At 62.2% G+C, this 14178-nt stretch carries 12 protein-coding genes and 2 tRNA genes; 12 read left to right on the top strand and 2 right to left on the bottom strand.

Going from position 1 to position 14178, the window contains the following annotated elements:
* The first annotated feature begins 83 nt into the window (after positions 1-83).
* The 7 genes from dtd to AB1792_09650 all read left to right on the top strand — a co-directional run bounded on the left by dtd (position 84) and on the right by AB1792_09650 (position 8058).
* Positions 84-521: a D-aminoacyl-tRNA deacylase gene (gene dtd / locus AB1792_09680; protein MEW5702485.1), complete on the top strand. Its 438-nt coding sequence runs from the start codon at positions 84-86 to the stop codon at positions 519-521.
* Between the two features lie 81 nt (positions 522-602).
* Positions 603-1193, top strand: coding sequence for a Maf family protein (locus AB1792_09675; GenBank protein MEW5702484.1), 591 nt, complete (start codon positions 603-605; stop codon positions 1191-1193).
* An 11-nt stretch (positions 1194-1204) separates the two neighbouring features.
* Complete coding sequence (locus AB1792_09670) at positions 1205-2149, top strand: RodZ domain-containing protein (protein ID MEW5702483.1); 945 nt, start codon at positions 1205-1207, stop codon at positions 2147-2149.
* A 40-nt stretch (positions 2150-2189) separates the two neighbouring features.
* Positions 2190-2741: a hypothetical protein gene (locus AB1792_09665; GenBank protein MEW5702482.1), complete on the top strand. Its 552-nt coding sequence runs from the start codon at positions 2190-2192 to the stop codon at positions 2739-2741.
* 49 nt (positions 2742-2790) lie between these two features.
* The gene (gene smc / locus AB1792_09660; protein ID MEW5702481.1) at positions 2791-6423 is read left to right on the top strand and encodes a chromosome segregation protein SMC; all 3633 of its coding nucleotides are present in this window, start codon (positions 2791-2793) and stop codon (positions 6421-6423) included.
* A 69-nt stretch (positions 6424-6492) separates the two neighbouring features.
* Complete coding sequence (ftsY, locus tag AB1792_09655) at positions 6493-7413, top strand: signal recognition particle-docking protein FtsY (protein ID MEW5702480.1); 921 nt, start codon at positions 6493-6495, stop codon at positions 7411-7413.
* Between the two features lie 174 nt (positions 7414-7587).
* A complete protein-coding gene (locus AB1792_09650) occupies positions 7588-8058 on the top strand; it encodes a 23S rRNA (pseudouridine(1915)-N(3))-methyltransferase RlmH (protein ID MEW5702479.1) in 471 nt (156 codons plus the stop codon).
* A 31-nt stretch (positions 8059-8089) separates the two neighbouring features.
* Here AB1792_09650 and AB1792_09645 read toward each other — a convergent pair whose 3' ends face one another.
* Positions 8090-9163, bottom strand: a complete 1074-nt coding sequence (locus tag AB1792_09645) for an SO_0444 family Cu/Zn efflux transporter (protein MEW5702478.1) — start codon at positions 9161-9163, stop codon at positions 8090-8092.
* Between the two features lie 233 nt (positions 9164-9396).
* On the opposite strand from AB1792_09645, the gene AB1792_09640 reads away from it, so the two are divergent.
* Together AB1792_09640 and AB1792_09635 are read left to right on the top strand one after the other, a co-directional pair.
* The gene (locus AB1792_09640; GenBank protein ID MEW5702477.1) at positions 9397-9699 is read left to right on the top strand and encodes an autorepressor SdpR family transcription factor; all 303 of its coding nucleotides are present in this window, start codon (positions 9397-9399) and stop codon (positions 9697-9699) included.
* Positions 9696-10391, top strand: a complete 696-nt coding sequence (locus tag AB1792_09635; GenBank protein ID MEW5702476.1) for an SdpI family protein — start codon at positions 9696-9698, stop codon at positions 10389-10391. Before AB1792_09640 ends, AB1792_09635 begins: the two co-directional genes overlap by 4 nt.
* A gap of 155 nt (positions 10392-10546) precedes the next feature.
* Here AB1792_09635 and AB1792_09630 read toward each other — a convergent pair whose 3' ends face one another.
* Entirely contained in the window at positions 10547-11200 is a 654-nt protein-coding gene (locus AB1792_09630; protein MEW5702475.1) for a FlgD immunoglobulin-like domain containing protein, read from the bottom strand.
* A 253-nt stretch (positions 11201-11453) separates the two neighbouring features.
* On the opposite strand from AB1792_09630, the gene AB1792_09625 reads away from it, so the two are divergent.
* The 3 genes from AB1792_09625 (at position 11454) to AB1792_09615 (ending at position 13836) form a co-directional block, all read left to right on the top strand.
* Positions 11454-11526, top strand: a tRNA-Thr gene (locus AB1792_09625).
* A gap of 125 nt (positions 11527-11651) precedes the next feature.
* Positions 11652-11737, top strand: a tRNA-Tyr gene (locus AB1792_09620).
* 281 nt (positions 11738-12018) lie between these two features.
* Positions 12019-13836 carry a DUF4153 domain-containing protein gene (locus tag AB1792_09615; GenBank protein ID MEW5702474.1) on the top strand — a complete coding sequence of 606 codons (1818 nt, stop codon included), beginning with the start codon at positions 12019-12021 and terminating at the stop codon, positions 13834-13836.
* Positions 13837-14178 lie beyond the last annotated feature (342 nt).

Here is a 14178-nt window from a genome sequence, read left to right as displayed (position 1 = left end):
CATCATGCCGATCTTTTCTATTGACAGGAATCACGCGAAGTCATACACTCGTACTCGTTGCCCCCCTTGGGGTTTGGTGCGGCTTGCGAGCGTGTATACAAAGAGTCCGACAGGCCCGGGTGACCGTCGGCGAGGAGACTGTCGGCGAGATCGGCCCCGGCCTGTGCGTGTTGGTCGGCTTCAAGATTGGGGATGGAGAGAATCTCATTGCGCCGATGGCGCAGCGGATCGCGCACCTGCGCGTGTTTGAAGATGACGCAGGGCGTATGAATCTGTCGCTGACTGATCTCGGATTCTCTGTGCTCGTTGTTTCGCAGTTCACGCTCTACGCCGACACTCAGAGGGGACGTCGCCCATCCTTCACGGACGCGTTGGCGCCCTCGCTGGCGGAGAAATACTACTTGAAGATGGTCGAGACGTTTCGGAGTATGGAAATTCCAGTGGCGGCCGGGCGATTCGGCGCCAAGATGCTGGTGGAGATTCACAATTGGGGCCCGGTGACTTTGATCCTGGAGTCGTAGTCAGCGAATCGTTGGATGATCAAGGGGATTCAGCCACGGGGGAGCGGGCGCATTCATGGCGCTATTCGATCCGGGGATCGTATGCGCTTGCGGCGCGTGATGGCGGGGCGAACCGTGTGGCTGGCCTCGGCCTCGCCGCGTCGCCGGGCGATCCTGCGCGCCTGTGGCATCAGGCATGGCACCATCGAGCATTCCCTGCATGAGCCGGCACCGCATGGCCCGGATTGGCGCGCATGGGTACGCACATGGGCCCGTCGCAAGGCCGCGCATGCGGCGCGTGCCATCGCCGGGGGTTGGGTGATCGGATCCGACACCATCGTCGTCAGCGGCGGCAAGGGGTTGGGAAAACCGAAAGACAAAGCGGAAGCGCAGGCGATGCTCCGTCGCTTGTCCGGACGTACCCATCGGGTGTATTCCGGTGTGGCCATCGTGGATGCGGGCACGGGGAAGTCCGGTGCCGGCTCATCGTGCACCCAGGTTTGTTTCCGTCCCTTGGCCGATCATGAGATCGCGCATTACGTTCGCACCGGTGAGCCGCTTGACAAGGCGGGGGCCTACGCCATTCAGGGAGGCGCGCGGGCATTCGTCACGAGCATCGATGGCCCGCTGGATGGAGTGATCGGCCTACCAATTGGGACACTGGTGCAGATTGCGGGGCGTCTGTCGTGGTGAACAGTCGCCCCATGAAGAACGGCCGCACGGCCGGTTCGCGCAATGGGGCCACGTCGGAACCCTCAGCGGTCCATCCAGTCGGGACGCGCATCGACATCGCCCCGCCGGAAATCGACATCGCCAAGGATCGTCTCGGCGCGACGCTCAGCGCCCGGCGTTTGGCCCTCGGCCTCAGAGTGGAAGACATCGCCGAGGATATCAAAGTCCGCCAGGAGTATATTCGCGCGCTCGAGCAGGAGGAACTGCACCGGCTGCCGACCCCGCAACACGCGCGCCTGTTCGTCAAAGCGTATGCGGAACGGCTGGGATTGAACGTGGCGGAAGTGTACGCGTTGCATGATCTTTGTGAAAGCCCGGTGAAGGTGAAGGCCGCGGCCGAAACGGCCCCGTCACCCCCGAAAGAACCGAAGGAGCCGACCGGCGGACGGGTGACTCCGACATGGATCTGGGTGGCCGGATCGATAGTCATCGTCGTAGCCGTCCTCTCCGCATGGTTCTTCTCCCGCGGGCACGGTGACACAGAGCCGGCGCCGGAGGGTCGTGGCGCTGCACCGGTGCACTCTGATACTGTCACTGCCCCGGTCACCGAGCCGACCGTCCCGGCACGGCCGGTGGTTCCACCCCTGCGGCTTGTTCTGGATCTGTCTCGCGATACGTGGGTGAGAGTCGTTGCGGATGGAGATACGATTGAAAGCAGGATCGCGAGGGTCGGCGAACATATCGAAGCATCGGCGCAGGTGCGCCTCGAGTTGTCCCTGGGCCATGCCGTGGGTGTTGCGGCGGCCGTCAATGGTGCGGCCGTGACGCCCGTAGTGGCACGAGCCACCGCTCCGGGCGGGTTGGTCATTACGCCCGATTCGTTGGTTGCGTGGTTTGGTCCGAACGGAGCCGTCGGCCGGTCGGATACCGTACTGGTTCCGGCCGAACAAGAGACCACCGGCTCCGGAGGCCCCTAAGCGACGTGAGCGTCCCTGCGATCTCGGAGGGCATATCGACATGATCAAGCAATGGATCATCCGTTGGTGGGCACGCCACGATCGTCCGCGGGAGTTCACCTTTCCGGGCGACCTGCAACAGGCCCGACGGGTCCTGGTGATGATGCCGACCGATATCGAAGCGATGCGCCAGTCCGAGTTCTTCCTGGCGCGCCTGCCGCAGGCGTTTCCCAAGGCCAAGGTTTCCTTGTTGTATCCGCCGAAGAGCCTGGCGCCGCGCTTCTACAATCCCTATGGATTCGCGGCCGTCGTTCCCACTTCGTCGCACGTCGGCTGGTGGGGGATGCCCCGGCGCCCGTTCCTCAACGAATTGTTCCACGAGCCGTACGATGTCCTCATCTCGCTCAACAAAGAACTCACCGTATTTCATGCGGTGGTGGCCGTCGCCTCCCAGACGCCGGTCCGCATCGGCCTACCCGACGGTATGGGCCATCCGTTTGTCACCGTCGAGTTGCGCCATGGCCGGGTGGCCGCCGACGTCAAGACGGAGTTCATACTGTTCGTGGAGATGATCCGAAAACTCGCGGCCACGCCATCACCGACGGCGGTTTGAGACCGGAGAATTCAATCGCGCTCGTCCATCGCGCAGATCGGCAGACATCATGTATTTGAAACGGATTGAACTGGCCGGCTTCAAGACCTTTCCGGACAACATGGAGGTTGTCCTCTCCCCCGGTGTGACCGCGGTCGTCGGGCCCAACGGCTGCGGGAAATCCAACCTGATGGACGCCGTGCGCTGGGTGCTCGGCGAGCAGCGGCCGCGGATTCTGCGCGGCGGGAAGATGGAAGAGGTGATCTTCAGCGGCACACCGCAGCGGGCCGGATTGTCCGCGGCGGAAGTGACGTTGATCATTGACAACCACTCCGGTCGTCTTCCGACCGAGTTTGCCGAAGTGGCGGTGTCGCGGCGGATCGATCGCTCCGGCGAGAGCGAGTACCGTCTGAACGGGACGCCCTGCCGGCTGAAGGACTTTGCCGATCTCTTCCTCGACACCGGAATGGGATCGCACGGCTATGCCGTGATCCAAGCCGCGATGATCGATGCCATTCTCTCCGAGAATCCGGATGAGCGGCGATTTCTGTTCGAGGAAGCGGCGGGCGTCTCCAAGTACAAGCTGCGTCAGCGGGCGGCGTTGCGCAAGATGGAAGCCACCGAGCGGGACCTGGTGCGTCTGATCGACCTGAAGAACGAAGTGGCGACCCGTGTGCGCTCGCTGGCACGTCAAAAAGGAATGGCGGAGCGGCACCGCACGCTGCGTGAGGCGCAGCGGACGATTGAGGTCATCCTGGCATCGCGCGAGTATCGTCTGTTGCGCGCGCAGGCAACCGACCGCGAGCGGGAGCACATGTCGGCGCGCGAAAAGGCGCTGGCGGCGGCGGCGCAGTGCGATGCCCTCGACCTGGAGGGACAGAAACTCCATCTCGCGGTCGATGAGGCGGAACGGATCGCCCAAGCCGTCAATGATCGGCTGGCCGAGGTCACGGGGCGCTGGCACACGCACGAAACGGAGCAACTGCGTCGCGAAGACCACAAACGGCATTTGCAGGAGGAACGCGAGCGTCTTGCCGAGCGACAGAATGTGATCCGCGCGCGTGCCATCGAGGCGGAAGGGCGCGTCACCGAGGCCACCAGACGGCACACGGACACGGGCGCCGCCTACGACGATATCGTCCGACGGGCCGTGGCCGCCGAAGAACAATTTCGGTCTATCCAACAGGAAGCGCAGCGATCGGCCAACGACGTGGAGCGGCGCCGTCTCGAGTGGCAGGTCACTCAGGAGAGACATGTTCGTTTGACGTCCCAGCGTGACGCTGCCAGTCAGCATCGGGCGGAAGCCGAACAACGCCGCCGGGTTCTGGAGCAGCGCCTGGACCAGTCGTCGTCGTCGATTTCACAGGCCGCGACGGAGCTGGTGCAACTGGAGTCCGAGCTCTCCGACGTGCGGGTTCGGTTGGATGCGGCCCGCGCTGAAGTCACAACCGCCGAAGCGGCGTTGGCCGAGCAAGAGACGGCTCGGACCCAGAGCGTCGAAGAGATGCATCGCCATGGCGAGCGGGTGGCCCACCTGCAATCCGGGCGGGATATGCTGGGGGCGGTGATCGCGCGGGGTGAAGGACTGGGGCGGGGAGCGGCGTGGATCCTGTCGGATGCGGAGCGCTGGTGCGGCCGTGTCGTCGGCTGGATCGATCGGCTGAGACCCGCAGCGGAGTGGCGACATGCCGTCGAGGCGGTGCTCGCCGATAAGGTTGGTGCCCTGTGGTGCGAGGATCCCGAGGTCGCGCGCTCGCTCGTCGCTCATTTGTCGCAAGGATCCTTCGGACGCGCCACGGTCCTGGATTCCGCGCTGCTGTCGCCGCAAGGCACGGCGCATCCTCCGGTGACCGATCCCGGCTTCGTCGGGTGGTTGGTGGACCAGATCGAGTGTGACGATCCTGACCGGCCGTGGATTGAGGGGATCTTCGGCGGTGTGGCGTTGGCCGACTCACTGGAGAGCGCCCGGCGGTTGTTCACGGCGTTGTCGGGCCGGCACAGTGTGGTGACGCGCGACGGCGTGCTGATCGCACCGCCGGGGAGTGTCTCGGCCGGAATGGAGAGCGCCGAGCCTATTGTTGGCCGCGCGGAGCGGCTTCGCGATCTGGATGCTGAACTCGCATCGGCGGAACGAGCGCTTGGAGCAGCCCGAGTTCGCATCACAGACTTGGATGCGCGTCTGTCGCAGGAGCGCGAGACCTGCGCGCGGCACCGTTCGCGGGTGTCCGAGTTGGAAAAAGAACTCTCGGCGCGGCTGCTGGCCTACGAGCGTGAGCGGACGCGTCTGGACGAAAATCGACGCCAAACGGAGGAATTGGCCGGAGAACTGAAGGTGATCACCCAGGAGTCCGGCGACAGTGCGACGATGGATGATGACTCCCTGACCAAGCTCAAGGAGGAAGTCGATCGCCTGGCGGCTGAGCGGCAGAATGCGGAGGACAAAGCCGCAGACGCCGAGCAACGGGCCCATGCCGCCGCGGCATCCCTGAATGCCATCCGGGTCGAGACCGTGGAGGCGCAGGCACGCCGCGATGCCGCCGCCACGGAAATCCGGCGATATCGCGACATGGCAGCCGAGCTCACAGCCGAGGAGGAATCGACCCGCGACCGCGATCGGCTGATGACCGAGGAGATCGCGGCGTTGGATCGCCGGATTGTCGAGGCGGTCTCCGAGCAACAATCGCTGGGAGCCGAGCGGGAACGGCTCGACAGGGAACGCCTCGACGCCCGCACGCTTGTTGCCACAGAAAAGGAAAGACTGTCGCACCTTGAGCAGAGACTGCGGGAATTCCGGCATCAACGCGAACAACTCGAGTCGCAACGGGCACAGATGGAGTTGGAGCTCTCCGGTCTGCGCTTGGGCGCCGAGCAATGCCGCCGTCGTATCCTGGAGGCGCATCAGATCGACTTGGAAGCCGCCGCCATCGATGACCCACCGGAATCAGACGAGGAGTTGCAACGCAAGTCCGAGTCGCTGGCCCAATCGATCGAGCGACTGGGGCCGGTCAATCCGCTGGCGCTCGAGGAGTATCAACGCGAGAAGGAACGCTGGAGCTTCTTCGAGCATCAAGTGGGAGACTTGCGGCAGGCGAAGGCGTCGCTGACCGAAACGATTGCGGAGTTGAATCGAACGGCCGGGGAGAGGTTCGCCGAGACTTTCGCGACGGCTCGGGCTCATTTCCAGGAGGTATTCACCGAACTGTTCCGGGGCGGCGAGGCCGATGTGCGGCTGTTGGAGCCGGAGCGACCGTTGGAATCACCGATCGAGATCTTTGCGCGTCCCCGTGGCAAGAAATTCGTCGGTATCCGGCAACTTTCGGGCGGGGAACGCGCTCTGACGGCGCTGGCGTTGCTCTTCGGTCTCTATCTGGTCAAGCCGAGTCCCTTCTGCATCCTTGATGAAGTCGACGCGCCTCTGGATGATGCCAACTGCGGTCGCTTCCTGCGTCTGGTTGACCGCTTCAAGGTCCGGACACAATTCATCATCGTAACCCACAACAAGCTGACCATGGAAGCCGCTGATGTCCTCTATGGTATCACAATGGAAGAGCCGGGCATCTCGAAGATCGTCTCGGTGCGTCTCGACCGCGCCGGCGAGGACGGCGGCGAGCCGGGATTGGCCGAGCCGCGCTTCGCCATCGCCGCCAATGATCCCGAGGCGACAGAAGTCGATTCTGCCGTCGAAGCGACGCGACCGGAGTGACCCCGGATCATTCATCTGTGCCACACCCGAAGGGTGGAATCAGCGCCACGAATATCACGAGTCATATCAGTGCGTAGTTTCTTCCAACGTCTCAAACAAGGACTATCCAAAACCCAGCGGGGGCTGACCGAACGGATCAAGGAAGCGGTCGGGCTGGCGCCCAAGCTGGATGACGATCTGTTTGCCGGCCTCGAATCGGCGTTGATCGCGGCCGACTGCGGCGTTGATTTGGCGGCCGAGATGACGGCGACCGTCAGGGAACAGTGTGCGCAAGATCGTCTGGTCGATCCGGATGCCATCACCGCCCGGTTGAGAGCGGTCATGGCGGACGTGCTACGCCGTGTGGAACGGAAGCCGGAGTCGACCATGGGCCGTCCCCGTGTGACGGTCTTCGTGGGCGTCAATGGTTCCGGGAAGACGACGTCCATCGGCAAGATCGGGTGCCATTATGCGCGGGCCGGACGGCGCGTCATGTTCGCCGCCGCCGATACGTTCCGTGCCGCAGCGGGCGAGCAGTTGGAGATTTGGGCTCAGCGTGCCGGGGCACAACTGGTGAAGTCGGCGCCCGGGGGCGATCCGGCAGCGGTCGCCTACGATGCGGTCGTCGCGGCCACCGCGCGGCAAATGGATGAGGTCCTCATCGACACGGCGGGGCGTCTGCAAAACAAGGCCAATCTCATGGCCGAGCTGGCGAAGGTGAAACGCTCGGTCGACAAGGCACGCGGCAATGCCGCCCCACCGGCGCACGTTCTCTTGGTGATGGATGCCACCACTGGGCAGAATGGCTTGTCGCAGGCCGCCGAATTCACCCGCGCGGTCGGCGTCGACGGCATCGTCCTCACCAAACTCGACGGCACCGCCAAAGGGGGCATTGTGCTGGCCATTGCCCACCACCTGAAGATCCCCGTTCTGTGGATCGGTGTCGGCGAGACGGTCGATGATCTGGAGACCTTCGACCCGGAGGAGTTCGTCGCCGCGCTGTTCGACTGATGGCACGACCCTCACCGATCGCGGACAAGGGGTCAAGCCCCTTGTTTACCATGGATATGATCTCCACGCCCAGGACGACGGAATCGTGATTCCCTCTGTAGGGGCACGGCCTGCCGTGCCCGAGACCTCGCATTTGCTGAGGACAGGGGGCTTTGAGCCCCCTGTCAACGCACCATGAAGATCCTCTTCGTCGCCGTCGGTTCACCTCGCGCCCAGTGGGCCAAGGGCGCGCTCGAACACTACCAGCGTTTCCTTGCCAAGTACGCCACCTGCGAATGGCGATTCGTCCGCGCCGCGCCGTCGAGCGCGTCGAATGCGGTTGAGATTCGCCGCATCGAGGCTGAGCGAATCTTGGAAGTAGTCGCCAACGCCGATGGCTTCAAAGTCGCGTGTGATTCCACCGGACACGCACTCGAGACCGACGCCTTTGCCCGCCTGTGGCAGAAATCAACCGACACGCGCAGGGGCCGGGCCGTGGTGGTCGTCGGCGGTGCATGGGGATTGGACGCGAAGGTGCGCCAGTGGGCCGATTGGGTTTGGTCCTTCGGGCCACTCACGCTGCCGCACGAGGTGGCGCTCATCGTGGCAGCCGAACAGATCGCCCGCGCCCTGTCCATCCTGCGCGGCGATTCCTATCACAAGTAGGGGCGTCCCACCATGCGCCCCAGACGTTCATTTAGTTGTTTGAAGCGGTCACCGCTGCCGTACGAAGCCGGCGCCAGCGGCCCAACTGGCGCGACCAAATACTGATCAAGGCCACCAGCAAGAGCGCCGCGCCGACCCAGTGGAGGACTGTGAAGGTCTCGGGAGATTCAAAGTGTGCGATCTTTGGCGTCCAATCCATAGAACCGAAGGCGGCATTGACGATGAGCCCCAGCGCGACACTCGTGACGATAAGCACGGCGAGATAGATGACGGTCTGGCGCCGTCCCAAAAGGCGCGCAATGGCGAGCCACGAAGCAATGTTCGTAGCGGGGCCGACCAGCAAAAAGACGAGCGCTGCGCCGGGGGTCATCCCCTTGGCCAATAAGACGGCTGCGATCGGTGTGGATGCCGAGGCACAGATATAAAGGGGCACACCGAGCCCGATGACCATGGCCATCTGACCGAGTGTTCCTGAACGGACGAAGATGTCATTCGGCAGCACCGTCGCCAGCGCACCGGAAATGACCATCCCCAACACCAGCCAGTTGGCGATGTCCGGGAAGAAATCCCGCAGCACGTAGCGGAATGACCCGACCAGACGCGACCACCATGAGTGACCGGTCTCGCAGTTGTCCTCACCGCACACGGCGCACGATTCGACTTCAGCCGACACCGTCTTGTCAGCGCGGCGCGGCAGCAGTTCCACCAGCAGGCCGGTGCAAACGGCGGAGATGAACGCCGCGATCGGACGCAGGATTGTCATCAGCGGGTTGATCAGCGCATAGGTGACCGCGATCGAATCCAGACCGGTCTCCGGCGTCGAAACGAGGAAGGAGATCGTGGCGCCATCCGAAGCGCCGCGTTTCTTGAGCGACAGTGCCATTGGCACGACCGCGCATGAACAGAGAGGAAGCGGAATTCCCGCCAAGGCGGCCTTGATGGTGGAACCGATGCCGCGCCGCCCGAGGATGCGTTCGATACGCCCTTTGGGAAACAGAGCATGGACACCGATCGCCGCCAGAAGCCCCAAGACGATGAAGGGCGCCATCTGCAGCGCGATGCGCGAAGTCTCCCGCAGGAAGATGATGAACCAGGTGTCGGTCATGGCACCAGCACTCAAGTCAATACGCGTCGGCTGCGTGTGACCGTTGACCTATAACCCCAGCAGCTTCCGGTCGCCGCCGTGGTTCTCTGTCAGTCGTCATAACACATTATGTTCAAGTGGCTTAATCACGTCTTCCTGTGCCGTTTTTGCGTGGCAGAAAGAAATCTGCAAGCGGTCGGAAACGACCTGCGTAGCATTATGCGGTGATTGGCGAAATACCGAAGGACGCCGACGTGTCGATTAATGATATCTTCAAAGCACTGGGGGACCCGACACGACGAGGGATTCTGGGCCTGCTTCGCCAAGGTGACATGACGGCCGGGGAGATCGCCGAGCGATTCCCGCTGGCGAAATCTACGTTGTCGGGTCACTTCAATGTCCTGAAACACGCAGGCCTCATCGTGCCGGAGAAAAGAAGCACGACCGTCGTTTACAGTCTGAACGCGTCGGCATTCGATGAAGCCGTGGCAGCGATTATGAAGCTGTTCGGCGTCGGCGAACGCCTCGCGCCCAAGTCGGAGGAGATGGAATCATGAGGACTCTGGAGACGCATTGGCAGACGGAACTGCCCATGTGGCTGGTCTTGGCGGCGATGTTCGCGCTGGCACTGGTCACGTGGTCTTGGGCTCCGGAACGGATCCCGATGCACTGGAATCTGCAGGGCCATATCGATCGCTATGGTGGAAAGCTTGAGGGATTGTTGGCCATCCCGCTTCTGGCCATTGGTATCTATCTCTTGATGCTGCTCCTCCCGCGGATCGATCCCGGTCGTGCCAACTACCCGCTTTTCAGCGGTGCCTATCTTGTGATCCGTACGGCGATGGTCGTGTTCCTGGCGCTGATCTACGGTGTCATTCACCTGTGGATCAGGGGGCATGAAGTCGCGGTGCAGACGGTCGTGCCGATTCTGGTTGGCGGCTTCTTCATCGTGATCGGCAACCTCCTGGGCAAGATCCGTCCCAACTGGTTTCTCGGCGTGCGCACTCCCTGGACTCTCTCGAGCAAGACGTCCTGGTCCAAGAGCAACCGTTTGGCCGGGTGGCTGCTGATTACCTCCGGGCTGCTGACCGCCGCGGTGGGGATTCTGCAACCGACTTGGGGGATATGGCTCATCATCGTCAGTCTGGCGGCACTTGTCCTGATCGTGACCCCGTACTCGTACTTCGTCTGGCGTCATGATCCCGAGAGAGTCCCACCCGCGGGATCGTCGCCCGCGGAAGAGAGATGACGTCCCGCCGTTGAGCTTCTGGGGCACGGCATGCCGCGCCCTGCATTTGGGCGTGTGATTGCGTCGGGGAGAGCCGCTGTCTCGCCCGAGGCAATTCGGCAGGTTCCCTATCTGACTGAAATGCAGAGGCCAGGGCCGCAGCGGCGTGCCCGCTGCTAACGCAATAGCACCATCTTGCGCGTCACGGCCTCCCGGTCGGTGACCAGACGGAAGAAGTAAACGCCTGTTGGAACGTTTCGGCCGTCTGCATCGGTGGCATCCCAAGTGACATGGTGACGACCGGACGAGAAATAGCCGCTCTCCAGGGTGCGCACGGTCCGGCCCAGGATGTCGAAAACCGCTACTTGGGCCGTGGCGTCGATTGTTAGGTCAAAGTAGATTTCTGTGGCTGCGTTGAAGGGATTCGGGTAGTTCTGCTCCAGCGATGCTGTCCGCGGCAACGGGTCCCCGGACTCCCCACCGCCGATGGCGGCTGCCCGGTCCACAGTGATCGTGCCGGTCATGCCGAATTCACAGTGGGGGATGCAGTAGTAGGGAAAGGTCCCGACTTGGGAGAACTGGCGCTGGTATGTCGTGTGCCCGGCGTCGATGACCTGGCTCCAGAGTCCGTCGGGCGAGCAGGGCGATCCCGAGGTCGTTGTGTGAGTTCCGCCGACGCGTTGCCACCTGACCGTGTCTCCCTGCATGACGGTGAGGTTCTTGGGGCTGAAGGAGAAGTCCTGCACGTTGACGACCCAGACGGTCGCCGACGCCGGGATGGCAAAGAAAAGAAACCCCGCCGCGGCGAGACTCAGACGCATGATCTTCATCGTTCCTCCGGATGTGTCGGTTCCCACGCCCCCAGATGGGCGTCTGACGATGCAACCGCAGATACGCGACTTTTGTTCTCTTTATTCTGTCCGGTGGCAAAGCGGACCGTCGTTCCGGGGCCGATGCACCCATCGGTGGCTTGACAACGATGTCGAGTCGGGTTAAAATATTTCGTTTGAATCGGCGGCGGTGCTGAAGCCGGTTGGTCTTGTTGTCGACGTAGTACCGACGGAATGGGGAAACAGGTTCTTCGCCGGCGTAACTCAGATGGTAGAGTAGCTGATTTGTAATCAGCCTGTCGGGGGTTCGAGTCCCTTCGCCGGCTTGGGTTTGGGTTGCCACGGGCTTGTGGTGTGAGTAGATTCCATGTCTGGGTGAACAGGGGGCTTAAGCCCCTTGTCCTCGCTTAGAACTGGGTGGGCAAGGGCATCGGACCCTTGTCTCTCGTACGGAGAGGTACCCAAGTGGCCAAAGGGAGCAGACTGTAAATCTGCCGGCGGACGCCTTCGGAGGTTCGAATCCTCCCCTCTCCACCATCGTTTAATCCGCTACAGCACAGCCCCTTACATCGCCAGCGACGCTCGCAGTGTCTCCGAACGCGCGCTATTGGTGCGCGCGTCGCGACGCCCAATCGTTTCCGTTCTTCGAGGATGGTCCTCGTGAGGACGGCGCTCGTCCGGGAGCGACGCTGGGCAATCGGGGTTGTCGCACGGGGTGGGCAGCGGTACATTGGTGTCCGTTCGAGTTGACCTGCGCCGGCACTGGTCACGATTGGCCGAACAATCGTCACTCAGGTTCACCATTGAGCCATGAAGCCATGAAGCTACCCTCCATTCAACAGGTTGCGCGAGAGTCGATCGTCGCGGTCCGGCGCTTTCCTCTTGTTCTCATCGCTGCGGTTGCCGCAACCGTGTCGGCGCTGATGATTGTCGATTACGAAGGGCCGCCGACAACCAGTATCCTCTTCAAGATCCTGTTCGCGTCAATCCTGGGATTCCCGCTGCTGCTCGCGTCCGCTCTGGTCGCGGAAAGGCGGGAATGGCCGAAGTCCATGGCGTGGGGAGTTCCAGTGATCTGTGTGGTCCTGCTGGCCGCCTATGCTCTGACTGTACCCGCGAGCATCCCCACCGCGCCGCAACTCCATCTTCTACGGCTTCTGATCCTCTTCCTGGCATTCTGCCTGCTGGTGGCGACCGCCCCGTACGCCCAAGTGAAGCAGTTGAACGGGTTCTGGCAATACAACAGGTGCCTTGTGCAGCGCATCCTCCTCGCCGGCCTGTTTTCCCTCACGCTCTACTTGGGTCTGGCGCTGGCGTTGGCGGCGGTCGATCAGCTTTTCGGGATTGATGTTCCCGAAAGACGCTATGGCGAGCTGGCACTGGTCATCCTCGGCGTTTTCGCCACTTGGTTCTTTCTGGTCGGGGTGTCCAAGGACTTGGATGCTCTGGAGACTCTGACGGACTACCCTCGGGTACTCAAGGTCTTCGGCCAGTACATTCTCTCACCGCTGCTGGTTGTCTATCTCGTCATCCTGTATGCGTACATTGTCAAGATCATTGTCGAGTGGAGTTGGCCGAGAGGCATGGTGAGCGGCCTCATCTTCGGTTTTGCGTCAACCGGCATTGTCGCCTACCTGCTGCTCCATCCCATCCGCCATGAGAGGGAGAACCGTTGGATCACGGTTGCCGCACGGTGGTTCTGGATCGCCATGATCCCGATGATCGTTGTGCTCGAACTGGCGATCTGGCGGCGGGTGTCGGAGTACGGGATCACGGAGAACCGGTATTTCGCTCTCGTCCTGGGCGGGTGGTTGGCGGCGATGGTGGTGTACTTCTTGGCCGCCAAGACCAAGAGCATCAAGGTCGTCCCGGCCTCGATCGGTGTCCTGGCGCTGCTTGTGAGCTTCGGTCCCTGGGGCGTGTTTCGTATCTCTGAGCGAAGCCAAGTTGGACGTCTTGAGAAGTTGCTCACGCAGAATAATCTCCTGATCAAGGGGAAGGTGCAGAAGGCACAGACGGCCATTGCCCAGGCCGACGCGGCGCAGATCAGCTCGGTTGTCCGGTACTTGCAGCAGAATCACGGATACGCGCAGATCCAGCCGTGGTTCAGTCAAAGTCTGAAGCGGGACTCGGCCGGTATCGGACTGATTGACCAGCCGCCCGCGAACGTGGTCGCTTATCTCGGCGTCGAATACTCGGAGGCCCCGATCTTCTGGGGTGGCAGATCCCGCAGACTGCGGGCGAACATGAAGCAGGCGCTCAGTATCGGGGAGTACGATCACCTGATGGTGGTGCAGCGATTGGGCGCCCTGACGCCTGATACCACCCATGTGGAGGAAGGTGTCACCTGCGTCATTGACTCAAGTCTTGAGGTGATCACCGCGAGACTGGTGGATGGCGGGGCCATCGTCGATTCGGTGCAAATCAGACTGCGACCCTTGGTGGATTCACTGCTGAGAGAGTATGGCGCGCTCGGCAGGGACGACATACCGGTTGAGCGAATGTCCGTCGAAGCAGCAACGGCGGCGATGAAACTGAGAGTCGTTCTCCTGAGCATAGAGGTTCGCAGAGACGGTGACGATCTGAAGCCCATCGCCTATGACGCCCTGACCCTCTATTCGCGGACCCGGCAATAGCCATGCCACAGTTCCATCGAGGTTGTTCTGACTCAGCAGGTTGCTGAAAGACGCAGAAAATGTGGATCGGTCCCACCATTGTCATCCTGCGAAGCGAAGGATCTGCTGTTTCTCCCTACGACACCAACAGCAGATTCTCCGCCCCGCCCAAGAGCGGCGGGGCTCAGAATGACATGGATGGGCCTTTTTCAGCATCCTGTTAGATTGGCTTGAAGTGACCCTCCCCCGATTCGGTTGACACCTCATAAGCGCGGTTGGATACTACCGCAGGAGGTGTTCGATGACCGGGAAGCGTCGGAAGTTCACGGCGGAGTTTAAGGCAGAGGCGGTCCGGCTGGTGGC

Source organism: Candidatus Zixiibacteriota bacterium, from assembly GCA_040752595.1.
GTDB lineage: Bacteria > Zixibacteria > MSB-5A5 > WJJR01 > WJJR01 > JACQFV01.
This window is presented reverse-complemented; position numbering and strand designations above follow the sequence as displayed.

Excerpts from the sequence above, each read along its gene's own strand:
- AB1792_09675 (MEW5702484.1), top strand. The coding sequence starts at position 603 with ATGCGCTTGCGGCGCGTGATGGCGGGGCGAACCGTGTGGCTGGCCTCG.
- AB1792_09670 (MEW5702483.1), top strand. The coding sequence starts at position 1,205 with ATGAAGAACGGCCGCACGGCCGGTTCGCGCAATGGGGCCACGTCGGAA.
- AB1792_09665 (MEW5702482.1), top strand. The coding sequence starts at position 2,190 with ATGATCAAGCAATGGATCATCCGTTGGTGGGCACGCCACGATCGTCCG.
- smc (MEW5702481.1), top strand. The coding sequence starts at position 2,791 with ATGTATTTGAAACGGATTGAACTGGCCGGCTTCAAGACCTTTCCGGAC.
- AB1792_09650 (MEW5702479.1), top strand. The coding sequence starts at position 7,588 with ATGAAGATCCTCTTCGTCGCCGTCGGTTCACCTCGCGCCCAGTGGGCC.
- AB1792_09645 (MEW5702478.1), bottom strand. The coding sequence starts at position 9,163 with ATGACCGACACCTGGTTCATCATCTTCCTGCGGGAGACTTCGCGCATC.
- AB1792_09635 (MEW5702476.1), top strand. The coding sequence starts at position 9,696 with ATGAGGACTCTGGAGACGCATTGGCAGACGGAACTGCCCATGTGGCTG.
- AB1792_09630 (MEW5702475.1), bottom strand. The coding sequence starts at position 11,200 with ATGAAGATCATGCGTCTGAGTCTCGCCGCGGCGGGGTTTCTTTTCTTT.
- AB1792_09615 (MEW5702474.1), top strand. The coding sequence starts at position 12,019 with ATGAAGCTACCCTCCATTCAACAGGTTGCGCGAGAGTCGATCGTCGCG.